Genomic DNA, 24377 nt, shown 5'->3' with positions numbered 1-24377 from the left:
TCTGTAATTTATTGTAACTTTTTTAACTTTAGTCTATGATTGCCCAACTAGAAACACCAAGTATAAATTCAACGCTTACCTTACCATATCCAGTAGAAGGACTAGTGCAAGTTTTCACTAGCGCTCATCGTAGCTTTTTTACGACTGTTATAGCTCAATCACTGAGAATTGCCGGACAAGGAACGCCAGTGTTAATAGTACAGTTTCTTAAAGGAGGTATTCGTCAAGGACAGGATCGACCCATACAACTAGGACAAAATTTAGATTGGATTCGCTGTGATTTACCTCGTTGTATTGATACACCACATTTAGACGATTCAGAAAACCAAGCCTTACAAAAGCTGTGGCAGTATACACAAAAGGTAGTAAATGAGAGTAAGTATTCTCTCGTGGTTTTAGATGAATTAAGTTTAGCGATTAACTTTGGTTTAATTCCGGAAACGGAAGTTTTAGCCTTTCTGGCAAAACGCCCTCCCCAAGTCGATATCATTCTCACAGGGCCAGAGATGCCGAAATCTCTCTTGGATGTAGCAGATCAAATTACAGAAATCCGTCGCAGTCATCGACCCTAAACAAAATACTCAGTTCGTGCTAGTATATCGAGTCTGTTTAAATTAACATTAGTAGCGAACTTGTGATTAAGAACGATATCTGGATTACTGAAATGGCTCAAAAGGGTATGATTTTACCATTTGAGGCAACTTTAATCCGTCAACTTGAGAAATTACCTGTAATTTCATATGGTCTTAGCAGCTTTGGCTATGACATCAGACTATCACCAGATGATTTCCGCATTTTTAGGCATATTCCAGGCACTGTAGTAGACCCTAAGAATTTTAATCCTGAAAACTTGGAGCAAACAGAACTCCATACTGATGTTAATGGCAAATACTTCATCCTCCCTGCCCACTCCTATGGGCTTGGAGTCGCCCTTGAAAGGCTGGAAATACCAGATAATATTACAGTAATTTGTATAGGTAAGAGTACTTATGCTCGTTGCGGAATAATTGCAAATGTAACTCCAGCCGAAGCTGCTTGGCGCGGTTACTTGACACTAGAACTATCCAACGCTTCTAGTGCTGATTGCCGCATTTATGCTAGTGAAGGAATAGTACAGTTGATGTTTTTAGAGGGAGAACCATGTGCTGTAAATTATGAAGCACGCCAGGGTAAGTATCAAGACCAACTAAAGGGCGTGACTCTGGCTAGGGTTTAAACTTCAAAAGAATTATTTAGTTTTCTCTCTGCTTTCTTTGGGAAGTGTCTGTACTTCCTGTTGACCGAAAGGCTGCACAATTTGAACTATTGTTAAAACTATAGTTGCAATAGTTAAGATGATAGTAAAGTACGTCTGATTTATCTCAATAAAATCTCTAACTTTAGTTAATAAATCCTTTCTAGAGTTTCCAGCAATTTTTTTAGCGTCTTTTGTATAAGGAATAACTCCTTCCCTGACATCAAGTACATAGAGCGTACAAAAATCTTGTCCTTTCTTAAGCTGAACTGTTCTTTTGCCTAAATTGAAAACTGTGATAGAAAGTTTTCCTTCATATCCAGGGTCTATCTTTGATGAGGTGTTAGATAACCCATCTTGCAGAAGAGATACTTTTGGAACTACATGGCCAAATCTAGATTTGGGAAATTGAACTGATTCAACTGTCTCAATAATGACGGCAGAACCTGGTTGAAGAGATATTGTGCCATTCTCCAAAAGATCAGTTTTACCGGAGTCTCTATGATCTCTGTATTCATCACCAACTCTTAAATCATAGCTGGCATTGCTAGATTTCGTATTATGAATTTGTTTGATATTGAGATTCTGTATAAAAATTACATCTCCTTCAAGACCACCAGCTTTCTCGTACTCTTCTCTAGTCTCTACGACTGTTCTATTAGTACCATCCAATATAAATGGGATAACACTCATTGTTTTGCTAATTATGAAATAGCGTAATTTATTATACTCTATATCATTCACTATATACACAATTCTTGAAGGTGCTAACCTGGTTTTAACTTTGCTTTTCATACCATTAGGCGATCGCCCTAAATCAAACCGATTAAATCAAAGAGAGATCGCTTTATTCTACAAAACATCCTGTAAGTCTTGAATTGTATCTGCTACAACAATCCTGCGTAAAATCTCTTTCAATTGCTCTAAATCAGAAATTGGCGAAATTAGCGACATCAACTCCAAACCATCGCTACCAAATTTCGCCTCTAAACTTGTTTCGATGCTAAAGATTATTCCACGTACTTGTCCTTGTGCTTCTCCTAGTGCTTGTCCCCGTGCTTCTCCCCGTGCTTCTCCCTCACGTAAAATTTCTTGATACCAAGGTGACTCTCTTAAGACTGTCATATCCCACCTCATGATTTCTTGAACTAAAGCACTTTCTAATACAAAGGTTGCAAAAAATGCCAGAACTGTCTCAAGTTGATTTAATTGCTCATCAGCACGTAGCATTCGCAATGCTTCCCTAATTGTAGACTCGTTTTCTCCGCCTTTGAGAATTGGTACAAAGGGAAGCAGTGAGGGTAACGACATCTCAAAAGCAATATTTACGTCAACTTCCCAAAGATTGATGACGCGGTAATCTTGAATTGCCCTTAACCCGATAAAATTTGATGCAAAACTTGTAGGTATTTCACTGTTGCTGATTTTGAGAATGTTAATCAGTACAGGGTAAGTTGGTAGTTTATATTTCTCTTCTGCAAGAGCAGTATATGCACGCATCCGACGCGGTACTTCTGGTGTGTGACGTAATTGCAACTCATTGAGGATGAGAAATTTTCCGTATTGGGGACTTTCAGCCTGAATAACAACATCGCTTTGTCGGCTAATCCATTGGAATTCTGTATTTAAGATTTCGCCTGTTACAATGTCGGGAATTCCTGTCACCCATCTTGCCCAATTATTTGGTGCAAGGCTAATTAATTTTTTAGTGCTAATATCGGTAGCTTTGTTCATAAAAATATAGAGGCGATCGCCCTACATCAAACCCAATAGATCCGAGGATAGTTTTTTCTTTCCATAGGAGTTTAAATAAGATGAGAAAGAAATTAAGGTGCTAACCTTGCTCTACCTAAACGCTGCTTTTCATACCATTGGGCGATCGCTGGTGCCCAATCCGCAAAATGAGGCCACATCATTTCACACAACTTTTGAATTTCCAGTTGAGCATCTTTCTTATTTCTCAGGTCACAAAAATGCAAGAAAGACCTTAAATTGAAACTAACTACAAAATGCTGACGATAGTCAAAAGGTACTTTACCTCTGGCGTGTTCTTCAGACATTCCACCTTCAAAATCGGCTTTATATCGTTTAGCCGCTTCTAAACACCATTCCAAATCTGCTGCTCGTTGCTCTGGCGAATAGTGGTATTTTTTACCTTGTCTATCTGTGTAATAACCAACAGGACGCAGATAGAAAACATCTTCTATATCTTTCTTACCTGCTACTACATCAATAAATTGGTTACCTGTGTATCTAAATGATTGCACATCAAATGATACAGAAACTCTATGAGTACGTGCTTGCTGCATAACACTGTGGGGAAAGTAGCCACAGTTAAAAACAATCTGGGGATGCTCTAGAGGTCCATAATGTCCTCTTTCTCCCGCCAAAAGTCGCTTGACAATAACTTCGCCGCATTGTGATTCCGAAGGCCATAAATGGCGCTCGTCAAACACGAACCCATCGGTATAGTCCTGGTGCATCGCGGCGTAAATTACTTGCTGTGGGTTTGGTGTTTTGGCAATAACCTCTACTCGAAATCGATGCATTAGCTTTTGGGGAATGGATTTGTGACTGAGATTGCTGACGAAGAAGGAGCAGAGCCTGTTCGTTAAGCATGGCTTTGAACTCGATCCATCATATCTCTGCCTTGGACAGATTCAGATACTTTACAAATATTAATGGTTCTGTTACATTTATTTACATAAGAAAAAACAAAGGAAAATCACATGCGTACAACCACCGCTATCATTGACGACCAAGGTAAACTGAACAACTTTGCGATCGAGCCAAAAGTTTATGTAGACGAGCAAGGCGATCGCACTGGATTCACACCTTATGCAGAATTGATTAACGGTCGTTTAGCAATGACTGGTTTTGTTTCTCTCATAGCATTAGAAGTATTCACAGGACACGGGATCGTTGGCCTTTTGACAAGTCTGTAATCATTGATTTGGGTGGGGCTGTTTTAAAAAGACGGTATCCTGATTAATGAGTAGAAATGCGAGGCTTGTCAGAAAACAATTGCCAGCAATGATTAGGGTAAAAAGACAGCCTCTAAAAGTGACGAAATTCAGGGGATATTCTAGGAATATGCAAACGTCTACCGTAAATGACGGCGTATTTTTCACACAAGCACGCGAACTGTTTGAGGAAATGGTAGATTAGTTAACGGCAGTTGCTTTAAACGGGTTTAATGAAACATACCCCTTCAAATCCCCTTAAATCCCATACCAGTTTCTACCTGTTGTTCTGTTTGCATAGAATTCACCTTGCGAGACTCAAATGTGCTATGAGCCTTACGCATAATGCCAAGGTGGCTCAGGAATACGCCTACTAAAATCAAGCTACCGCCGATATATTGAGCTAGAGTAGGAGCCTCACCCAAAATTAAAAAAGCTGCGAGAATACCTGCAATTGGGCTAAACGATCCGACTAAGGAAGCCATAGATACGGTAGAAGTTTTCAAGCCTTTGATCCAGAATGACTGACCTAAGACTACAATCAACCCACCATAGAGAAACATCCATTGCCACAGAAATGGTGAGAGTACATCAGCAAAATGATCCTTGCCATAGAGTCCCAAGGCAATAAAGAAAAAGATTACGGTTCCTAGTGCAGTGCGAAAAATACTATAAATTCCTAAAGGGATTTGGGAAAGGTATTTCTTGCCGATAATTGTAGAAACGGCTATGGCTATAGATGCTGCTGCTGCCAAAAGTTCTCCTATACCTAAAACCAAACCTCCCATATTCATCATCGCTTCCTGTGGGGGTTGCAGGATAATAGTTAGGATAACGCCAACAGATGCTGCGATCGCTCCGGCGATTTCCCAAATATGTACCCGTTCCCTCAACAACCAGACTGATAAAGCCATAGTTAGCGGTGGTTCTAAGCGTCCAACCAAAATGATATTGTTCACTCCTGTCAGTGCCAGCGCTTGGAAAATTAGGCCAGGGGCTAGCGCTCCTGATAAAATTGCTACTGCTGTCAGACTAACCCAATCCTTTTTTGAAATCTTCTTTAAAGTCGCTTTGTTCCATTGTCGCCCATAGATTAGGATCAGAAGTATTAAGGCACACAGGTTTCCCACAAACAAAACATTACACAAAGAAATCGGATTGCGATGCCCTATGATATGTTGGCTACCAATCTCTGTAAGCTTGCGAGTGATGGCACTAGATGCTCCAAAAATTAGCATTGCTAGCCAGAGATATGTTTGTCCCGAAATTTTTCTATGGATTAGGCGAGGTAGTCTTCTGGATCTAGTCACAATAACGTCACCGCGATCGAATCATTGCTAATTATATGAAGTTGCTCTATTCGAGTTCCGAATGAGGTTTTGCAAAAAAAATACTTAAATTATTCTGTGACTTAAGGCTACCATCATTCCCTGAAAAAATGCTGAGAATTAACTAAGTTTTGTTCAGGGATAAATTCATGAAAATAGTGGGTTAGTTTCAGTTCAGCTTCAGTCCCAAGTGCGATGCTTTGGATGTTCGGGATGAAGCAAACATGAGGAGTAACAAATGAAACTCGCACCCATACTTACAAGTCTCGCCTTGGTTGGTTTTTTCACTGTTTGGGACGCACCGTTAAAAGCGATTAATCCGTCATTAGTTCAAGCATCAGCGGCTGAAGAAATCCCCATAGCAAAAAAACTAGAGTTGCTCACTAAGAGTAAAGGTCAATTTGGTAGTGGCGATTTACTCCGTCGTTTCTTTTTTGGTGACCTCGAACCAATTGGTATCCAACCAGGTGGAGCAGGTCATGTAGTTAATCTTTACAATAAAGCTAATGATGTTACATTCTCTTACTGTTCAACTTATGATGTAATTGTCGCCCTTAAGAAAGGTAAGGTGGCTAAGTTTGAACCTAACGAAGTCAAGTAAGTTAACAAGCGATCGCCTGGACAAATTAAATCATTTATAGTTTTACTTAATCATTAGCGATCGACAATATCCCTGAATTAATTGATAATTCGGGGATATCTGGCTTTATATCCTAGACTAATTTTTTATATCGTCACGATATCTTGTGAATCTAAAAGCATATTTAAAAAGTTCTCTTTGTGGTAACAAAACATTTTATATCCTCGTAAATTTCCCTAAAAAAGGGTCAATTTAATTTTCCTTTACCTTCTTTTAAGAGAGTTGAGGGGGAGCAACAAGTACATAGATTAATCTTTTGTCACTTGACTACTCACTACTTTGTCAGATATTATATAATTTTTCATATTTTTTATTTTTTAACTAATTGCCTTTTTAATATCATCAATTAATTCATCAATCCTTGATTTAGTTGTATTCCAGGAACACATAAAGCGTACTCCTCCCACACCAATAAATGTATAAAATTGCCAATTATTTGCTTTTAAACGATGAATGACTTGTTCCGGCAATTTGGCGAATACAGCGTTGGCTTCTCTCGGAAACATCAAATCAATGCCTTCTATATTCAATAGCTGATTTTCTAAATATTCAGCACATTGGTTGGCATGTCGAGCATTTTTTAGCCAAGCACCAGTTTCCAATAAACCTAACCAAGGAGCAGAAATAAACCGCATTTTTGATGCTAGCTGACCTGCTTGCTTACACCGATAATCAAAATCCTCTGCTAGTGCTTTGTTGAAGAAAAGAATGGCTTCACCTAATGCCATACCATTCTTAGTACCACAAAAACACAACACATCCACGCCAGTTTTCCAAGTAATTTCAGCAGGAGTTTTATTCATAGCGGCAACTGCATTTGCAAAGCGAGCGCCATCCATGTGAATCTTTAAGTTATACTTATTTGCAACTTCTTTAATTTTTAGAAGTTCTTCAATAGAATATAAAGTTCCTAATTCAGTTGATTGTGTGATGCTAATAACTTTAGGTTTAGGATAATGAATGTCAGTACGCTTGGTAACAATTGCCTCTATAGCCTCTGATGTTAACTTACCATTTTTACCTTGAGCAAGTAATAGTTTAGATCCATTAGAGGCAAATTCAGGTGCGCCGCATTCATCTGTTTCGATATGAGATGTCTCATGACAAATGACGCTATGATATGACTGACAAAGTGCAGCTAAAGATAAAGAATTTGCTGCTGTACCATTAAAGGCAAAAAAGACTTCACAATCAATTTCAAAGAGTTCGCGAAAATAATCTGCGGCTTTTTGAGTCCATTCATCATTTCCATAGGCGGGAACGCTACCTTGATTTGCCCTAATCATGTATTCAAGCGCTTCTGGACAAATACCAGAGGAATTATCACTCGCAAACTGTTCTGACTGGCTAGTCATAATTTATAATTTGATCTTTATCAGTTCTAATATTAGTGAATAATTTTGCTAGTTGCCAACTCAAGATTGATGTCCATAGGAAGCAGAAGTCTTATTTTCCATCACATCAATTACTCTAATATATTCAATTAATAGTACAGGACGATGTAAAGAAACTGCCTATTGCAAATTAACGAAACCCTTACGCTGGATTCATTTTTAATTTTTAATTTACGTTGGTACTATGGTGTCTCGGTCAACTTGACGTTGGGATATTTTCTGATGTTAAGATCTTAACTAAATGTTGTGCTAGAAAAGTAAAGTTTGCCAATTAAAATGCGAATTGTCTACTTATAATATACTAGACAATATCCTACCAATAACTATGACATAACTATCGGGCATATTTGTCCTTTGTCTTTCGTCCTTTGTTAAAAACCAATACTTCGACTTACCTCGGCTCCGCGGTAGTTGAGCGTAGTCCAAACTCAGTACGAGTCGCTCAGTACAAGTGACTAATGACTAGTGATTAATAACTAATGACTGAACCATTGATTGAACTCAAAAGTGTTTCTAAGTCCTTTGGTAGCCATAAAGTTCTAGATAATGTAGACTTGACAATTTACCAAGGAGAAGCGCTAGGAATTATTGGCCCATCGGGGACTGGTAAATCAACGATTTTAAGGGTAATAGCGGGGTTACTGGCTCCTGATGAAGGAGAAATTTATGTTCAAGGAGTGCTACGACAAGGTTTGATTGAGGATGGCGGCCAGCAGGTTGGGATTGGTATGGTGTTTCAACAAGCGGCATTATTTGATTCGCTGACGGTGGAGGAAAATGTAGGATTTTTACTATATCAAAATTCCAAGCTATCGCGATCGCGCATTCAAGATCTGGTAAATGAAAAATTGGAGATGGTCGGATTATCAGGAATAGGCGACCTTTACCCAGCAGAACTTTCCGGGGGAATGCGAAAACGAGTAAGTTTTGCCCGTGCGATTATGGCTAACCCCGATAATCCTACAGAAGGTGCAGAAGTTTTACTGTACGATGAACCAACAGCCGGACTCGATCCCATTGCTTCAACAGTAATAGAAGATTTAATCCGTTCTTTGCAATGTACGCATGGAGTCTGTAGTACTTATGCTGTTGTTACCCACCAAGAAAGTACTATACGCCGTACAACTGATAGACTTATATTTTTATATGAAGGTAGAGTACAGTGGCAGGGTACAGTTAGTGAAATATACAGTACAGAACATCCGTTGATCAAACAATTTATTAGTGGAAGTGTCAAAGGACCGATTCACGTCGTCGGTTAGCAAGTTAGGAGTGAGGAATTAAGAGTGAAAAGTTAAATTTAACTCATAACTTCTAACTCATAACTTCTAATTACTAACTCATAACTAATTATTGGGTGGAGGAAAAAATGCGACGTTTAATAACAAGCGGTTTCGCGTCTGGACGAACATTTAGAGAAGGCTCTGTGGGTTTATTACTTCTGCTAGGACTAGGAGTATTTGCAATACTCTTCCTGTGGTTAAATAGATTCACTGCTACTCGTGGTTCATACAAAGCTATTGTCGAATTTGCTAACGCTGGAGGAATGGAAAAAGGAACTCCAGTTCGCTATCGTGGCGTTAAAGTAGGACATATTTCCCAGGTTAGACCCGGAGGAAATGCCGTTGATGTAGAGATTGAAATTGGCAAAACAGACCTGATTATTCCTAGTAATGTAGCAATAGAGGCTAATCAGAGTGGACTAATTAGTGAAAGTATTATCGATATTACACCAAAAGCAGCGCTTCCTACTGGAATGGCGATCGCTAAACCTCTAGATAAAAATTGTGATTCGAGCCTGATAATTTGTAATGGCTCTCGGCTAAAAGGTCAAATTGGTATCAGTGTTGATGAATTAATTCGCAGTTCAACAGAGCTAGCCGGTGCATATAATAATCCAAAATTTTATAAAAATGTCAATGGAGTTTTGGAAGCAACTACAGTCGCAGCATCTAGTTTTACAGACTTAAGTCAAGATCTCAAAGGTTTGACTAAAAGCTTGCGACAACAACTAAATACATTTTCAGCCACTGCTAATTCTGTACAGCGAGCAACCAATCAACTTAATGTATCCACTACTCAAACAGTAAATCAATTCGGTGCAACTGCACTTCAAGCGAATCGATTGCTGAAGAACCTAGATAACTTGGTAACAACAAATCGTTCTTCATTGGTTGGTGCGCTGAACAATATTACTGAAACCAGCAACCAATTACGTGTTACAGTTAGCAGCCTATCACCCGCTGTAAATCGATTGACTCAAGGAGAATTATTAAACAATTTAGAAGCTCTCTCCAACAATGCAGCACAAGCTTCAGCTAATTTACGTGATGCTTCTAAAACCTTAAACGATCCAAAAAATATCGTCGTATTGCAACAAACCTTAGATTCAGCACGCGTAACATTTGAAAATACCCAAAAAATTACATCTGATTTGGATGAATTGACAGGCGATCCTACTTTCCGACAAAATCTCCGGCGACTAGTGAATGGTTTAAGTAGTTTAGTATCTTCGACACAACAGATGCAGCAACAAGTGCAGATTGCCACTACTCTAGATTCGGTAAAAGCTGCTGTGAGTAAACCAAATAATGTAATTTCTGCGCCAGTATTAATTCAAAAAGAGATATCTGATAGTGAACCGTTTTTAAAATTGCGATCGCCAGACACTCAATCTGAGACAAATCCTGGTATTTATGCAATTAATTCACCTCCTAGTTCTCAGAATACCATCACGAAACCTCAACCAATTCCTAGTTCATCTATCCCTAACTTATCCCAAGAAAACCTCTTAAAACAGTTGCGGGAGTATGGTAAGCAACGTGAGGAACTCAAAACGGAAAAATAGTCTTCGTGATTAATGATTAGTTATTCATCATTCATAAAGAACATAAGGACAATCATTGTGATATTGATTCTTCTGTCAACAATTCTGATGATGTTTCACCATCAGCTATATTCTCAGAGTCATCAAGTTTAGAAAAACCATCTGCTGCATCTTTGATAAAACCAGCTATAGGTACTGCGACTAGCAAACCTAAGACTCCAGCGACATTGGTTCCTATAAGCAAAGCAATTAACACCCATATGGGTCTAATACCAGTCAATTTACCTAAAAGACGTGGTGCGATCGCCTGATCGATTAACTGGTCAATTACAACAGCTACTGTCAAAACTTTCACCGCCAGCCAAAAGTTATGTGAGGCTAGGATTAAAGTGATTACAACAAGACTAAGCACATCACCAAAGGGAATTAAGCTCAAAAGCCCAACGCCTAAACCAAAGAGTAAGGCAAACTGGACTTGGAAAACTAAAAACAATAATGTTTCTGAAACTCCCATCAGCAAAGCCAAAGTTCCCTGACCAATCAAGTAATTTTGGAAATTTTGCTGAATTGACTGGCTCACTTTCTTAGGAAAAATCCCAGGTAATTTATTAAATAATCCTTCCAAAACTCTCGGACCATCTAACAATAGATAAAAAGCCAGCACTACTATAATTAGCGCCTCCGATATACTATCAATCGTATCAAGAATAATACTTAAAAGTTTGTCTGAAAGAAACTCAAACTCATTTGGTAATTGGTCAGTAATTCGTATTAGTACTTTGCTAAAATTTACATTTAATTTATGTTTAAAAAACCAATCATTTAAAACATTCAGTTTTTCTTCGCTAGAATCAATCCATTGCGGAAGAACTTTAACCATCTCATGAAATTGCTCTACAATAATAGGCACTAAAGTGATACCCAGAGCAACGAAACTTACTAATGCTAATATAAAAACTAATCCTACTGCATAGTTGCGTTTAACTCCTCGCTGCTGGAGAATTGAAACAGGGTAGTTTAAAATGAATGCTAGCAAAGTAGCTAATAAAAGAATTGTTACCACAGGTTGCAAATTTTGTAAAAGCTGAAATGCTAGCCAAGCATTGAGAAACACTAAAGGAAATAGCAGCGTCAAAATTAACCATTTTAGTAGTTGATTTAGCGAAAAATTCATAATCAATAATTTTGAAAAAACGAAGTTTTTTTATGCATTAATCCAGTGCCAAGTTTCCTTTTCACGCATCAATTTTTAGTTAGGAAATATTGTGGATCTGACACAGATAAATAAAAGCGAGGTAATATTTAGAGTGTTAAGGTAGTAATGGAGTGCTAATTTTCAGTAAAAGCTAAAAACTGCTCATCATTTATTCTTCCTGCTTGATAGAGGGTATTAGTGATTTCCGAAATAGTTAAAACCGCATGACCGTGATAACCATTTTGTTGTAATCTGTCTTTCACACCTTGTTCATGGTCGATAAATACCACAATATCATTAACCTTTAATCCTGCTGATTCCAATTTTTCTGCTCCTTCCATTACACTTTTACCACTGATGAGAATATCATCAACTACTACAATAGTTTCACCAGGATGAAAATTGCCCTCAATTACTCTTCTAGTTCCGTGGGCTTTTACCTCTTTGCGAGGGAAAATCATCGGACAATTTAGGCGCAAGGCTAAACCAGTCGCAGTAGGCAAAGAACCATAGGGAATACCTGCTAACCTATCAAAATTAAGATTCTTCAATATTTCCTCATAAGAAGTGAGAACTTGATTAAAAACTTGGGGATTGGAAATAATTTTGCGTAAATCAATGTAATAAGGAAATATCGCTCCTGATGCTTGGACAAAGTTGCCAAACATAATGCACTCAATGTCATAAAGTTGTAAAATCAAATCTTGCTGAGGATGTTTATTTAGCAAACAAACATCAGGAAACCATACAGAACAAGTAGAATTTTCATGAAAAATTTCAGTTTTTAATTGATTAATTTCTGCACGTAAAGACTGAATTTGCTCAGATAATTGTGGGTTCCCTAACATATCTTGAGGAACAGGAATCAGCAAACCATCACCATTATTATTCAAACCTGATTCTAAAATTTGCTTGAGGTTTGCTCCCTCCGCCCAGATGCTACGAGCCATAATAATTCTTTCCGGAGCAACTGCTCGAATCAGGGCTAAAACTTCAGAATTTGTAGTTCCCACTTCCAAACACAATTGTTCTGGAGTTCCCCAATTTTTTGATTCTTTTACTACCTGCAAATAAAGAGGTGATTCTTTTGTTGGATACTGCTGTAAAGCTTCTGCTCCAGGATTAGAAGTACAGCATAAAATAAACACAGCTTTATCAGGATAGACCAGAAAAGGTACTACGTGATCTTGTCCTGTATAAGGACTGAGAGTGATTGCATCGACTTGCCATTCTGTAAACACGGTACGAGCAAAGATGGTACTCGTATTTAAGTCGCTGTGTTTGGCATCTAAAATAATTGGAATGTGGCTTGGAATAGCTGCTAAAGTTTTGTGGAGTAGTTTTAAACCTGGAATACCTAGCGCTTCGTAAAAGCCAAACGTCGGTTTATAAGCACAAACGAAATCAGAAGTTTCAGCAATAATAAATTCTAACCATTTCCACAAACCAGCAATGATATCTTCAGATTCATAGCGACCAGGCATCATTTCTGGGTTAGGATCGAGTCCTACAAATAGTAAGCTTTGATTTTGTAAAATATTTCGATTCAACTTATCAAAAAAGTTCATATTTTTTATTTTAACAAGGATAAGTATTTATATATTACCCCTCTTCTGTGACTATAACTTACTGGCAAATAACTACTGACCCGAAACCATACCAGAAATTCTACTTCTTTGGCGATCGCAAATCTTTAAGGTAATCTCAAGAAAACTCTATTGAATTTGTATCGATTAAGAACCTGGGTAGAATATCGTTTCCGATAGTGTAAACAGGAACTAAGTTGGACAATATTGAGAGATGGTGAGAAATTATTTTTTGTGTTTACACAATGATTAGTTCCAATTCTCCAGCCTTGTTAGGCTTAAATATATCTCGTTAAATTCAAACTCAGGTACAAGAAAATAGTTCTGTTGATTTTTATAATCATCAACAATGGAACCATGAATGCGGATAGAAGAATACTTTAATTAATCTGCGTCTCATTGCTCAACCACTCTTACTATTTTGGTTGATTTATCTTGGATACATATTTTCCTAAATTCTAATTTCTTACTGGGATTCAATTAATTAGTGAAATTAATCAATTTAAACTCTGTTATGCTTCTGGATAATTTCACTTAGTTACTACTTGCTCACTCCCAAAAGTGACAGAAGAAAGGTAAACACAAAAAAAATCTGAGATCCTCTTCGGTAAAACTCTTTATTCCAACCAAGGAAGAAAGCATAGAGTCAATCTAAAATTCTAAAATCCAAAATTGTTTTAGGGGATGAATACAGTTGTTTGACCGGGGTAGAGTACCTCAATCACACCTGCCCACGCACACATCAATTTAGATGTATTATTCAGCGCTGGCATGTTAGCAATCAGAACAGTAGGCGAACCAGGTGCCCACGGGGCAGGGATCACGGGTATACAAGGCATAGGTGTCAACACACCAGAAGCTGCTGCTGTGGCGGATGCAACTGTTGGATTGGCTAAAGACGAACACATACCAAAAGGCATAATATTCACCATTGGTTTGTTATCCATAATGTTTGCATCTGGCGTAACGGTTGATACCCGATTGACAGGCAGAACTACCAACGAACTTGGTGTAACACCAAAGCTACACTTGAGCGTTGCGCCCGAACATACTTGCAGAGCCATAATTTATCCCCTCCACAAATCAAGATACAATTCCTGAATACTGTAGCGTAGCACTCATCAGGTTGTATTGCACAAACTGATGAATAAAAACTTAGCAATTTAATTTACATCATTTAGGGTAAACAAAGAATGATGTAATTTTTTATGCGATCGCAATTTCTTGGCAGCAATCAAGAAAAGACCTTTGGAAAACTGCCAATAGATTGTTACGTGAACCCTTAATGGCTAGCCGTTTAAGCCCTGAACTGTTCAAATCTTTGCAATTTTGCAAACTGTCAATAGGCTTTGAGATGCGCTTACCCTGCTTATTAATCTTCTGTTTGCAATAACCAGAAGCCGCTGTAAGTCATTCCAGAATCATCGGGTTGCACTAACAAAAAATGTAATCCTTGGCTTTGCTGTTTGCGTTGTTGATAGGTTTGGGCTGCTGTTGTCACTTCTCGATCTTCAAAAGTGGCAACAATCCATCTATCTGCTAAACCTGCTTCTAATATTAAGCCATCTGGTGCGCCAGAAATGTAGTTTAACGCCACAGGACGCGCTTGCTGTAACCACCGTGCTAAGTGCATCGATCGCCTTCCACCATAAATTACCACACCAGGAATAGCCACTGTTGACGCCAAACCTAAATTGATGGGTTTGAGATATTCTGGCATGTGCAAAATGGGAATGGGGCGATCGCTAAATCTTGTTTCTACATCAACAGCAGGTAAAGTTGCAAAACGCCATTGTTCTCCCCAGAGGTTTTCAGGTAATGGCGCTGGGGGTGCTTTATCCACCACTGAGGGATATTGCTTTTCTTGTAACCACTGCTTCAATGCCAAAGTGCGGCGAGTCGGTTCGACATTAATACCTAAATTGCGTCCAGCCGCCTCAATTAAACTGAGAGACTGGGGACGAAACACCTGAATTACATCCGGGAATTTTTCCCCAACTGCTAGCTGAATTTGAGCAGTCACCCAATTAGAATTGGCTGCTGATTGAAGACAGGTAGCTTCATATTCAAAGCTGCGAGTTGCATCACAAATCAACAACTCCCAGAAAACTTGTTCAGATGCATCTGGTGATGGACGACGATAAAAATCAGCTTGCAAAATTTTCATGAGTCGGGAGTAGGATGAGGGAGACGCAATAAATCGCCGTTAAGAATAAGGATTGGTTATTGTAGAGACGGCGATTTATCGCGTCTTTTCGATTTAAAATTTTCATCAAAAAACCCTAACCAAACCGTATTGGGAGTGAGGGAGAAGAATTAATAACCAATGCCCCATTCCCCACAATCAATTCAAACAGCCTGAATCCATTCTTTGACAGAATATTCAGTCCAGATGCCATTTTTCCAGTAGGGATCGTTTTCAATTAGTTCGCGCACAGTGGCTTCGTCTTCGGCTTCGTAAATCCCAAAAACTTTTGTGACATCTTTGGTAGGACCAATGGTAATCAGCACACCAGATTCTTTTTGTTTTGCTAATCCGTCTAAATGAGCTTGACGGTAGGGGGTGCGTTTTTCGAGAACGTCTTCGCAGTAAGTACCCCAAAGTACATATTTAGTCATAATTGCTTGTTACTTTTGCTGGTTAATAAAAAGGTTATGGCGGTTCCCAATTGCATGGAATACAGACTTAATACACACAAGTCTGAAATAGCTGATTAACCAAGGTTTTACCCCACCCTAACCCTCCCCTTATAAAGGGGAGAGAACTAGATATTTTTTTCCCCCCTTTCTAAGGGGGGATTAAGGGGGGGTAATTACTTCTAACTCCTCAAGTTCACGCCAAATTTTTCCACCAAGGCTTCGCGGACTTTATTATGTACTGGTTCCACTTCAGCCTCAGTCAAAGTCCGATCGCTAGCCCGATAAATTAGGCGGAATGCTAAACTCCGCTGGTCTTCGGGGACGTTTTCGCCACGATATTCATCAAACAATTCCACTGATTCGAGCAAATCTTTACCAGCTTTGGTAATTGCTTTTTCTAGTTCGACAACTGAGACTTTCACGGGTGCGAAAAAGGCGATATCCCGATCGCTTGCTGGATAGGTGGAATAAGGATGGAATGCGGGAATGAGAATTTCCTCTTGTTCTAGAGAAACTAAAAGCACATCTAGATCCAACTGGAAAACGTAAACTGATTCTGGTAAACCTTTTTCTCGCCGGATTTGGGGATGAATTTGCCCAAAAATACCGAGTCTGTTACCTCTTACCCACAGAGAAGCAGTGCGTCCTGGATGTAAACGTTCATCGCGGCGATCGGGTTGATATTCTACTTGCAAGCCAATTTGGCGAAAGACGCTTTCTAAAATGCCTTTGGCTTCAAACCAAGTCATGGATTGTTCCCGACCACCTTTTGACCATTTGCCAATAGTGCGATCGCCTCCCATAATCCCAGCTAGGACTTCGGCTTCTTGCAAACCGTCTTCTCCTTGCCAGAAAATTTGCCCAATTTCAAAGCCGTTGAGGGCACCATTACCCTGTTCTATATTATATTGAAAGGCGTCAATTAACCCAGATATCAAATCGGTTCGCAGGGCTGAATATTCTACAAATAATGGGTTTGTTAAGACTATTTCTCTCTGTTCTCCTGGTTTGACTAAAGAGTAATGGATTAATTCTGTCAAACCTTCTGCCCGCAGAAACCCTCGTAACTTGCGAATCAATTCCTGATCTAATGGCAGATAACCTGGTTCGGCTTTTTCTGGTAAAGTATCACAGAATTTGTTGTAGCCGTAGAGACGGGCAATTTCTTCTATGAGATCGATTTCCCGTTCTAAGTCACGATAACGATAGGGTGGTACAGAAACAGACCATGTGGGTTGAGGCGTATTATCTTGTCCTGGAACATCCCCGGAAGAAGTTAACTGACATCCTAATGCAGTCAGAATCCGCTCAACATCTTGTCCTTGGAGTTCTCCTGCGTCGTCTTCTAAATCGATTGGCCCTAATATTTGATTAACTCGGTCTAAACGCAATGCAATAGAACGACTCCAGGTAGATGGTTCGGGACGGGTATCGGCAATTTCTTGGTGTACAATAATTCCTTGACCCAATTCGCTAATTAATGACAAAGCGCGACGATTAGCTATTTCTAACTCAGCGCGGTTAACGCCTCGTTCGTATCTACCAGAAGCTTCACTTCTTAACCCTGCACTCCGAGAAGAACGGCGAATAGCAACGGAATCAAATAAGGCGGCTTCTAAAACTAAACTTTGAGTCCCCTCATGGACTTCAGTTTCTTCTCCACCCATAACTCCCGCCAATGCAACAGGTTTTTCGTTAGCGGTAATTAACAAATTTTGGGATGCTAAAGTGCGAGTTTGTCCATCCAGGGTTTTTAAAGATTCTCCCGCATTGGCGAAGCGGACGCCGATCGCTAAATTTTCACTACTTGCAACTGATTTTAGGCGATCGCCGTCAAAGGCGTGTAGTGGTTGTCCCCATTCCAACAGAACGTAGTTAGTAATATCCACCACATTATTGATCGGACGTACCCCAGCAGCCCGCAAACGCTGTTGCAACCATTCGGGAGACGAGGCAATTTTCACTTGTTCAATAACCGTGCCAATGTATGCAGGACAAGCCTGGGTATCGGCAATTTTTAAAGCTAAATTTCCGGTATCTTTGGTAATTGAGACTTCACCTGGTTGAGGAATGCTTAGTTTTCCACCAGTCAAAGCTGCTACTTCCCGTGCTACGCCTACCATACTCAAGGCATCAGCGCGATTAGCAGTTGCAGTGAGGTCTAAAATTACATCATCTAAACCCAACAACGGACGCACATCACTACCCAATGATAAATTTTCCTGGGTAAAAATATGAATTCCGTCTACATCGGTGGGCAAACCGAGTTCCTTTAAAGAACAAATCATGCCCTGAGATGCGACACCGCGCAGTTTTGCAGGTTTAATTTTTAAATCGATGTTGGGTAAGTAAGTACCCGTAGTTGCCACTGGCACATAGATATCTGCCTTCACATTGGCAGCACCACAGACAATATTTAAAGTCTCTTCTGCACCGATATCCACTTGGCAAACACTCAACTTATCGGCGTTGGGGTGGGGTTGACGCTCAAGCACTTTCCCGATCACAACGCCATTTGCCCAAGTGCGGCGGTCTTCAATCTCTTCTACCTCAAACCCAGCCATTGTCAGGGTTTCGGCTAATTCTTCGGGACTAAGTTTTATCTCTACTAGTTCGCGCAGCCAATTTAGAGAAATACGCATGGAATGTGCTGGTTTTAGGAATCGTCTTTTGCTCTCATTTTAAGGTGTCTACTAGCGAGCGATCGCTATTCACCCTGCAAGTCATAGCCTTTCACTTGAACAATCCTACTACGTTAGATTGGCAGAACCATCTTTGATGCTAATTTTGTCTTGGCGTTTTGGCTTCTGTCAATCAAGACTTACGCAAAAATAGCTAAAAATCTGAATTTATTTTCTATTCTGGTATAAAAAAATTGTATTACAGTTAGCAAGCAATCAAGCTTAAACCATGATTCAATTAAATACGGAAGACTCAAAAAGCATGGAATATCTACATTTGGAGATGTATGCAGATAGTTTTACCTAAGATATATAAAACTTTTCTGATAGTAGCCACTGTTACACTCATTACAGTATTGTCAGTTTCCGGGTTTGCTAAGACAAGACCTCAACACAATGTAATAATTTTCATTACCGATGGATTGCGGCCTAGTAAAGTTAATGCCCAGGAAACTCCTAATCTCAACGAAATTCGCCAGCAGGGCGTGAATTTTGTCAATAGCCATTCACTGTTTCCGACATTTACCACAGCTAATGCTTCTGCGATCGCTACTGGACATTATCTTGGTGACACTGGCGATTTCAGCAATACAATTAATGTCGGCTTTCCTGTCCAAAGTGCCAATAATAGCCCAGTTCCTTTTTTAGAAAATGACGCTGTTTTGGGAGAACTTAATCAACATTTTGATGGCAATTACTTAAATGAAGAAAGCTTATTAGATGCCGCACGTAAAGCCGGATTTAGTACTGCCGCGGTGGGAAAGATTGGGCCAGTCTTAATTCAAGATGTAACTCAACGTACTGGTAAACCCACAATCATAATTGATGATGCCACCGGTTCTCCAACAGGAATTCCTCTGAGTTCGGAAATCACTGAATTGTTAACCAAAAATAGTATTCCTTTAACATCTCCAACGCGAGGAGATAATGGCAAGTCTGGTAACAGCAAAGTATCAGGAACAAAAATAGCTAATATATTTCAACAACAATACTTTGTCGATGTCACAACAAAAGTGTTATTACCTCTATTCAAGCAACGGCAAAAACCTTTTGTGTTAATTTATTGGTCGCGCGATCCCGATGGAACTCAGCATAATCAAGGTGATAGTCTAAATACTCTCATTCCAGGGATTAATGGCCCCACTTCCCTCGCCGCTCGTCAAAATGTTGATAAAAATCTTGCCCAAATCCGTACTACTCTCAAACAGCTAAATTTAGAAGCTTCTACAAATATTTTTGTGACGGCCGATCACGGTTTTTCTACTATCAGTAAGGAGAGCAAAACCAGTTACTCAACAACACTTAGTTATTCAGATGTTCCAAAAGGATTTTTGCCACCTGGTTTTCTCGCTATTGATATTGCTCATGGTTTAAAATTGTCTTTATTCGATCCAGATAAACAAAATGCTGCTGTCGATCCAACTCAGGATCAGTTGTCTAAAAATGGGTTGATTGGTAAAGAACCCAATAAACCTGATGTGTTAGTGGCTGCTAATGGTGGTTCAGATTTGATTTATTTGCCTAATACCGCAAATCGCCAAGCACTTGCTAAACAAGTTGTAGATCTTCTCTTAAAAGAAGATTATGTTAGCGGTTTATTTGTAGATGATACATTAGGCTCTATTGCGGGAACTTTACCCTTAAGTGCGATCGGGCTTCATGGTAAATCTCATCTTCCTAGTCCAGCGATCGCAGTAAACTTTAGGACATTTGATACTGGCTGTGGCGAGCCAACTGCTTGCGGAGTGGAAGTTGCAGATTCTTCTTTGCAGCAAGGACAAGGGATGCATGGCTCTTTTAGCCGTGCTGATACTTACAATAATATGGCTGCGATCGGTCCTGACTTTAAGAAAGCTTTTGTAGACCGAGTACCAGTAAGTAATGCTGATGTGGCTATTACCTTGGCTGAGATTTTAAATTTGCAGATTCCCCATCAAGGAGAACTTATAGGTCGTGTTTTACATGAATCATTGGTGAGAAAAGCTAGAAAGATTTCTTTTAAATCTCATACTCTGACATCTCAACCAGCTAGTAATGGATTAAAAACAATCCTGAAGTATCAAACTGTTGGCTCAACTCGATATTTTGATGTTGCAGGTTTTCCTGGTCGTACACTCGGTTTAGCAAAATAGTCTTTGAATAATCAGTGCGGGAAAGACTTCAGCGTGAGCGCTACTTCGAGTAAGCTCAGTAAAACTCAGTCAAAGGCTACCCATTGCCCAAGAGTTTTACTTAGAGACTTCATATTTTCAGAAAAAAGTTAGGACTTATGCAAGTCACGCCGTCTACGACTTTCTCTCAAACCTCAATACTTGTCGGGTTTTGGGGAAAAGGGGAAGGTGGGGTCCCAAGAAGGGGATAAGGGACGGGGGAAAAGGGAAAGAAAAAACCTTTAACCTTTACCCTTTAACCTTTACCCCAAACCCAATTCCGAGTTAAAAATGCACAAAGCGAGCAGTATTGTCTCAGACCTAACCCCCAACCCCTTCCCTTGTAAAAAAGGGGAGCAAGAATCAAAGCCTCTCCCCGAAACGGAGAGAGGAATGGAAGTGGGGTTTCAAGAATAAGTCGCACATCGCGTCAAGTCACAAAAAATTAAAACTTTTAGTTTGTAGTAAGGTCTACCCTGCGGGAACGCTTCGCTAAAGTCCTCACTACAAACTAAAAATAATATGCCAGTTGCGTAAGTTCCTAAAGTCACTTATTTTTCCTGAAACGTCCAGACCCCTTCATCCCAATCTGATTCTGTTGGCGGTGATTGTAACCAATGCTGACAACGTAAAAGATGCAACATAGCAGCTTTATCCTGGTTGTCAGCTGCCAAAACTAGGGCAAATTCAGCTCTAGCACGGTTAAAATCGCGTTTGAGGTAATATTCGCGCCCTTTATAATAATGCTCAATCACTTCCAACTTTTGGCTTTCAATGGGTTGAGAACGCAAACCTAACAATTCATATATGGCTACTGGCTCATTTCTGCCTTTGACGCGAATGTAATCTAGTTCTCTAGCCCAAATATGTTCTTGGCATGGTTTAAAAGTGTTGTGGCTAATAATAATATCGCAACCATACTGTTTGCTAACACTTTCTAGTCGGGAGCCGAGATTAACACCATCGCCAATGGCGGTAAATTCCATTCGCTTACTAGAGCCAATATTTCCACTAATCACCGTATCGGAATTGATGCCAATACCAATATTAATTCTTGGCTTATTAGTTGCATAGCGACGTTGATTAAAGTCGTGCAGACGAACCCGCATTTCTAAGGATGTTTGCACTGCCATCCAAGCGTGTTCTTCTAAAGGTAAAGGAGAACCAAACACAGCCATAATGGCATCACCGATGTATTTATCCAGGGTGCCTTTATGTTTAAAAACGGCTTCCACCATTGATTCAAAATATTCATTCAGCATACTCACCACTTCTTCTGCTTCGAGATTTTCCGTTAAAGTGGTGTAGCCGCGAATATCCGAAAATAAAATCGAAACTTCTTTGCGATCGCCTCCTAGTTTAGCATCATCCAATTTCAGCAATTCTTCGGCTAATTCCTGGGTCATGTAGCGGTACATCGTACTTTTGAGCCGCTTTTCATCACTAATATCTTCCATCACCACCAGCGCCCCACGCACTTGATCTTGGTCGCTAGCATCGGCGATGGTGTTAATCGATAAATTAATACTATGTTGTTCTGTACCAGTGCTTATGAGTGTGCGATCCGGATAATATTGTTGGCGACGTTTGGAGTCAGTTCCATGTAAAGCATCTAAATACCACTTGCTAAAGTCACCTTCTTTGATGCCGATCGCATCTGTAACTAATTTACCTTCTAAACGGTCTTCTAGTTCCAGCCCTAGCAAGCGTTTCGCACTTTCATTGGCGGCAATAATTAACCCAGCTTTATCAGTAGAAACCACTCCGTTAGAAAGGCTACGCAGAATATCTCGTTGCATTTGTTCTTGTTGCTTGACTGTGGCAAACAACTGGGCATTATGTAGGGCTACTCCCGCTTGAATATTAAAAGCTTCCATAAACTCTTCATCATTGCGGTCAAAACTAGCTTGGAAGCATTCCGGAGCTTTCGGCCAAGAGGCTGGATTATAATGAGGAAAATCTCCAGATTTCTTTTTATTTACTAGTTGGGTAACACCAATCAATTCTTGATCGGCGTTAAATACTGGCATACAAAGTAGGCTACAGGTACGATAGCCATTTTGCTGGTCGAGTTGTTTCGCTGTCTCAGAGTCGGGATCGTCGTATAAATCAAAGCCAATATTGAGCTTTTTGCCAGAGACAGCTACTATACCAGCAAAGCCTTTACCTATGGGGACTCGTAACTCCTTAGTTGAACCATCATCTTGGGTGATTTTAGTCCACAATTCATGACGATCGCGGTCTATTAACCATAGAGTACTGCGATCGGCGTTCATCAGTTCCTTGGCTTCATCCATCACCCGCTTTAGAGTATCTTCTAAGTCAAGACTACTTTGAGAAAGAGACTTGATCGCCTTCATCAACGCCGCCACTGCTCTTTGTTTTTGGGTAGCTACATAAAAAGAGCGCGAGGACTCTAAAATCAGTCGAATTGAAGGGGCAAATTCTTGGAATAATTCTTCGTCAGCAGAGATAAAACCTTTGGTATCTATACGTTCAGCCAGTGGAGCCTGGGGATTATTAACAGATTTTAATTTATTGAGTAATTGTACAACCGCAACTAATTGCCCATGTTCATTTAACAGCGGTAAAGCCAGCATGGTGTAAGTGCGATAGCCAGTTCTTTTTTCTTGTTCTTGGGCAAAATGCGATCGCGGATCGTTATAAAAATCAAAGGGAATATTAATAACTTGTTTAAAGGTGGCAACTTCACCACCAATACCTTTATTAGCGGGGATGCGAATTTCTAAAGAGCGATCGCCTTCTCCCTCAGCTACAATTGACCAGAGTTCTTGTTTTTCTTCATCCAATAAAAATATCGTCGTGCGGTCTGCTCCCAGTAATTCCCCGGTTTTCAAGGTAATCGAGTGCAACATTTCTTGCAAGATTTTTTCAAACCCATGAGAATCCAGCATTGATAGGGTTTGATGGACAATCTGTAATTTTTGCTCGACATCCTTAACAACCTGTTTAAAAGTATCCTGAGTCAAGGGAGCAAGAAACGTAGAAAAAGTTCCTTGTCTAGTGGCAAGAGCGCCCACAGGAGCAGTATTTACTGGTAATTCGCCGTTTTCTTGGTTGTGAACACCAATAATCACATCGGTAGTCTCCCCACAACTTCCTTGATACGCTGACATAACTGGTATTTGATATATAGGAATTCGATTTTAGATTTAACAATGCAATTAAATTTATGTAAGAGGTGTTAAAAGCAACAATTGCTTAACATTATCCATAGTGTAATCGCTTGTTCAGCCAGCGTCATCCTGTGGAGTTTAAAGGGCGCTCTTCAGAGTGCAGAGCGGCAGCAATTACAATCGCACCAGTTTGCCGTTTCCGCACACCTAACAATAGCAGCCCACATAGTTGCGCCTGTGGCTAATACCGTTTCACTTTAAGATTGATACAGATTCTTGCAGAAGGAGCAGGGGAGGCACACGAGGCAAAACTCAACGCCAGCCTTCTCAAGAACAGCTTGCCTCAATCAAGAAATTCCAAAATCTACGCAGTATTGACAGTTAACAGTCATCAGTCATCAGATAAATGTACAAATTAAATGCGTAACAGCTTACACACCTATTCAATTCGTCCTTGGTTACTCCCTCAAATAAAAATATCTGAGATGACCTTAGAAAGCTAAAAGTGCCATGTACTCTGACTAATAGGAGGCAATACTGCTCGGGTAAAGCATTTTTAACTCGGAATTGGGTTTGGGGAAAAGGTTAAAGGGTAAAGGTTA

The 24377-nt window shown here is 39.8% G+C and carries 19 protein-coding genes and 1 pseudogene; 8 read left to right on the top strand and 12 right to left on the bottom strand.

Annotation, left to right across the window (positions count from 1 at the left end):
* Nucleotides 1-35: 35 nt before the first annotated feature.
* On the top strand, nt 36-572 hold the full coding sequence (locus ACFG4S_RS24895) for a P-loop NTPase family protein (RefSeq protein ID WP_392531614.1): 537 nt from the start codon (nt 36-38) through the stop codon (nt 570-572).
* Nucleotides 573-664: 92 nt separating this feature from the next.
* Complete coding sequence (dcd, locus tag ACFG4S_RS24890; RefSeq protein WP_392531613.1) at nt 665-1216, top strand: dCTP deaminase; 552 nt, start codon at nt 665-667, stop codon at nt 1214-1216.
* A 12-nt stretch (nt 1217-1228) separates the two neighbouring features.
* On the opposite strand, the gene ACFG4S_RS24885 is transcribed toward dcd, so the two are convergent.
* The 3 genes from ACFG4S_RS24885 to thyX all read right to left on the bottom strand — a co-directional run bounded on the left by ACFG4S_RS24885 (nt 1229) and on the right by thyX (nt 3783).
* Entirely contained in the window at nt 1229-2029 is an 801-nt protein-coding gene (locus tag ACFG4S_RS24885; RefSeq protein WP_392531612.1) for a hypothetical protein, read from the bottom strand.
* 57 nt (nt 2030-2086) lie between these two features.
* The gene (locus ACFG4S_RS24880) at nt 2087-2968 is read right to left on the bottom strand and encodes an Rpn family recombination-promoting nuclease/putative transposase (protein ID WP_392531611.1); all 882 of its coding nucleotides are present in this window, start codon (nt 2966-2968) and stop codon (nt 2087-2089) included.
* A 92-nt stretch (nt 2969-3060) separates the two neighbouring features.
* On the bottom strand, nt 3061-3783 hold the full coding sequence (gene thyX / locus ACFG4S_RS24875; protein ID WP_392531610.1) for an FAD-dependent thymidylate synthase: 723 nt from the start codon (nt 3781-3783) through the stop codon (nt 3061-3063).
* Nucleotides 3784-3963: 180 nt separating this feature from the next.
* Here thyX and ACFG4S_RS24870 point away from each other — a divergent pair, with 180 nt between their 5' ends.
* Nucleotides 3964-4179 (top strand): chlorophyll a/b-binding protein, encoded by a 216-nt coding sequence (locus ACFG4S_RS24870; RefSeq protein WP_392531609.1) that lies wholly within the window; start codon nt 3964-3966, stop codon nt 4177-4179.
* 266 nt (nt 4180-4445) lie between these two features.
* Here ACFG4S_RS24870 and ACFG4S_RS24865 read toward each other — a convergent pair whose 3' ends face one another.
* Complete coding sequence (locus tag ACFG4S_RS24865) at nt 4446-5507, bottom strand: DMT family transporter (RefSeq protein WP_392531608.1); 1062 nt, start codon at nt 5505-5507, stop codon at nt 4446-4448.
* 256 nt (nt 5508-5763) lie between these two features.
* On the opposite strand from ACFG4S_RS24865, the gene ACFG4S_RS24860 reads away from it, so the two are divergent.
* The gene (locus tag ACFG4S_RS24860) at nt 5764-6126 is read left to right on the top strand and encodes a hypothetical protein (protein ID WP_392531607.1); all 363 of its coding nucleotides are present in this window, start codon (nt 5764-5766) and stop codon (nt 6124-6126) included.
* A 356-nt stretch (nt 6127-6482) separates the two neighbouring features.
* On the opposite strand, the gene ACFG4S_RS24855 is transcribed toward ACFG4S_RS24860, so the two are convergent.
* Entirely contained in the window at nt 6483-7520 is a 1038-nt protein-coding gene (locus tag ACFG4S_RS24855) for a low specificity L-threonine aldolase (RefSeq protein ID WP_392531606.1), read from the bottom strand.
* Between the two features lie 518 nt (nt 7521-8038).
* Between ACFG4S_RS24855 and ACFG4S_RS24850 the strand changes: the two genes are divergently transcribed.
* Together ACFG4S_RS24850 and ACFG4S_RS24845 are read left to right on the top strand one after the other, a co-directional pair.
* Complete coding sequence (locus ACFG4S_RS24850; protein WP_392531605.1) at nt 8039-8821, top strand: ABC transporter ATP-binding protein; 783 nt, start codon at nt 8039-8041, stop codon at nt 8819-8821.
* A gap of 107 nt (nt 8822-8928) precedes the next feature.
* A complete protein-coding gene (locus ACFG4S_RS24845; RefSeq protein WP_392531604.1) occupies nt 8929-10407 on the top strand; it encodes an MlaD family protein in 1479 nt (492 codons plus the stop codon).
* Nucleotides 10408-10459: 52 nt separating this feature from the next.
* Here ACFG4S_RS24845 and ACFG4S_RS24840 read toward each other — a convergent pair whose 3' ends face one another.
* Together ACFG4S_RS24840 and ACFG4S_RS24835 are read right to left on the bottom strand one after the other, a co-directional pair.
* Nucleotides 10460-11560 (bottom strand): AI-2E family transporter, encoded by a 1101-nt coding sequence (locus tag ACFG4S_RS24840; protein WP_392531603.1) that lies wholly within the window; start codon nt 11558-11560, stop codon nt 10460-10462.
* Nucleotides 11561-11715: 155 nt separating this feature from the next.
* Nucleotides 11716-13149, bottom strand: coding sequence for a bifunctional orotidine-5'-phosphate decarboxylase/orotate phosphoribosyltransferase (locus tag ACFG4S_RS24835; protein ID WP_392531602.1), 1434 nt, complete (start codon nt 13147-13149; stop codon nt 11716-11718).
* Between the two features lie 29 nt (nt 13150-13178).
* Here ACFG4S_RS24835 and ACFG4S_RS24830 point away from each other — a divergent pair.
* Nucleotides 13179-13695: pseudogene (locus ACFG4S_RS24830) on the top strand (IS701 family transposase); the annotation flags it as partial.
* A 149-nt stretch (nt 13696-13844) separates the two neighbouring features.
* Here the strand turns inward: ACFG4S_RS24830 and ACFG4S_RS24825 are convergent.
* The 4 genes from ACFG4S_RS24825 to pheT form a co-directional block, all read right to left on the bottom strand.
* A complete protein-coding gene (locus tag ACFG4S_RS24825) occupies nt 13845-14231 on the bottom strand; it encodes a DUF4280 domain-containing protein (RefSeq protein ID WP_392531601.1) in 387 nt (128 codons plus the stop codon).
* A 308-nt stretch (nt 14232-14539) separates the two neighbouring features.
* Nucleotides 14540-15334, bottom strand: coding sequence for a Tab2/Atab2 family RNA-binding protein (locus ACFG4S_RS24820; protein WP_392531600.1), 795 nt, complete (start codon nt 15332-15334; stop codon nt 14540-14542).
* Between the two features lie 182 nt (nt 15335-15516).
* Entirely contained in the window at nt 15517-15786 is a 270-nt protein-coding gene (locus tag ACFG4S_RS24815; protein ID WP_392531599.1) for a YciI family protein, read from the bottom strand.
* A 200-nt stretch (nt 15787-15986) separates the two neighbouring features.
* Nucleotides 15987-18449: a phenylalanine--tRNA ligase subunit beta gene (gene pheT, locus ACFG4S_RS24810; protein WP_392531598.1), complete on the bottom strand. Its 2463-nt coding sequence runs from the start codon at nt 18447-18449 to the stop codon at nt 15987-15989.
* Between the two features lie 326 nt (nt 18450-18775).
* Here pheT and ACFG4S_RS24805 point away from each other — a divergent pair, with 326 nt between their 5' ends.
* A complete protein-coding gene (locus tag ACFG4S_RS24805) occupies nt 18776-20620 on the top strand; it encodes an alkaline phosphatase family protein (RefSeq protein WP_392531597.1) in 1845 nt (614 codons plus the stop codon).
* A 569-nt stretch (nt 20621-21189) separates the two neighbouring features.
* Here the strand turns inward: ACFG4S_RS24805 and ACFG4S_RS24800 are convergent.
* Nucleotides 21190-23775 carry a GAF domain-containing protein gene (locus ACFG4S_RS24800; RefSeq protein WP_392531596.1) on the bottom strand — a complete coding sequence of 862 codons (2586 nt, stop codon included), beginning with the start codon at nt 23773-23775 and terminating at the stop codon, nt 21190-21192.
* Nucleotides 23776-24377 lie beyond the last annotated feature (602 nt).

The sequence above is a fragment of the Nostoc sp. C117 genome, assembly GCF_043099735.1.
Classification (GTDB): Bacteria; Cyanobacteriota; Cyanobacteriia; order Cyanobacteriales; family Nostocaceae; genus Nostoc.
This window is presented reverse-complemented; position numbering and strand designations above follow the sequence as displayed.

Excerpts from the sequence above, each read along its gene's own strand:
- ACFG4S_RS24805 (WP_392531597.1), top strand. The coding sequence starts at position 18,776 with ATGCAGATAGTTTTACCTAAGATATATAAAACTTTTCTGATAGTAGCC.
- thyX (WP_392531610.1), bottom strand. The coding sequence starts at position 3,783 with ATGCATCGATTTCGAGTAGAGGTTATTGCCAAAACACCAAACCCACAG.
- ACFG4S_RS24845 (WP_392531604.1), top strand. The coding sequence starts at position 8,929 with ATGCGACGTTTAATAACAAGCGGTTTCGCGTCTGGACGAACATTTAGA.
- ACFG4S_RS24885 (WP_392531612.1), bottom strand. The coding sequence starts at position 2,029 with ATGAAAAGCAAAGTTAAAACCAGGTTAGCACCTTCAAGAATTGTGTAT.
- ACFG4S_RS24835 (WP_392531602.1), bottom strand. The coding sequence starts at position 13,149 with ATGAACTTTTTTGATAAGTTGAATCGAAATATTTTACAAAATCAAAGC.
- ACFG4S_RS24850 (WP_392531605.1), top strand. The coding sequence starts at position 8,039 with ATGACTGAACCATTGATTGAACTCAAAAGTGTTTCTAAGTCCTTTGGT.
- ACFG4S_RS24825 (WP_392531601.1), bottom strand. The coding sequence starts at position 14,231 with ATGGCTCTGCAAGTATGTTCGGGCGCAACGCTCAAGTGTAGCTTTGGT.
- ACFG4S_RS24800 (WP_392531596.1), bottom strand. The coding sequence starts at position 23,775 with ATGTCAGCGTATCAAGGAAGTTGTGGGGAGACTACCGATGTGATTATT.
- ACFG4S_RS24855 (WP_392531606.1), bottom strand. The coding sequence starts at position 7,520 with ATGACTAGCCAGTCAGAACAGTTTGCGAGTGATAATTCCTCTGGTATT.
- ACFG4S_RS24870 (WP_392531609.1), top strand. The coding sequence starts at position 3,964 with ATGCGTACAACCACCGCTATCATTGACGACCAAGGTAAACTGAACAAC.
- ACFG4S_RS24815 (WP_392531599.1), bottom strand. The coding sequence starts at position 15,786 with ATGACTAAATATGTACTTTGGGGTACTTACTGCGAAGACGTTCTCGAA.
- ACFG4S_RS24820 (WP_392531600.1), bottom strand. The coding sequence starts at position 15,334 with ATGAAAATTTTGCAAGCTGATTTTTATCGTCGTCCATCACCAGATGCA.
- ACFG4S_RS24840 (WP_392531603.1), bottom strand. The coding sequence starts at position 11,560 with ATGAATTTTTCGCTAAATCAACTACTAAAATGGTTAATTTTGACGCTG.
- dcd (WP_392531613.1), top strand. The coding sequence starts at position 665 with ATGGCTCAAAAGGGTATGATTTTACCATTTGAGGCAACTTTAATCCGT.
- pheT (WP_392531598.1), bottom strand. The coding sequence starts at position 18,449 with ATGCGTATTTCTCTAAATTGGCTGCGCGAACTAGTAGAGATAAAACTT.
- ACFG4S_RS24880 (WP_392531611.1), bottom strand. The coding sequence starts at position 2,968 with ATGAACAAAGCTACCGATATTAGCACTAAAAAATTAATTAGCCTTGCA.
- ACFG4S_RS24895 (WP_392531614.1), top strand. The coding sequence starts at position 36 with ATGATTGCCCAACTAGAAACACCAAGTATAAATTCAACGCTTACCTTA.
- ACFG4S_RS24860 (WP_392531607.1), top strand. The coding sequence starts at position 5,764 with ATGAAACTCGCACCCATACTTACAAGTCTCGCCTTGGTTGGTTTTTTC.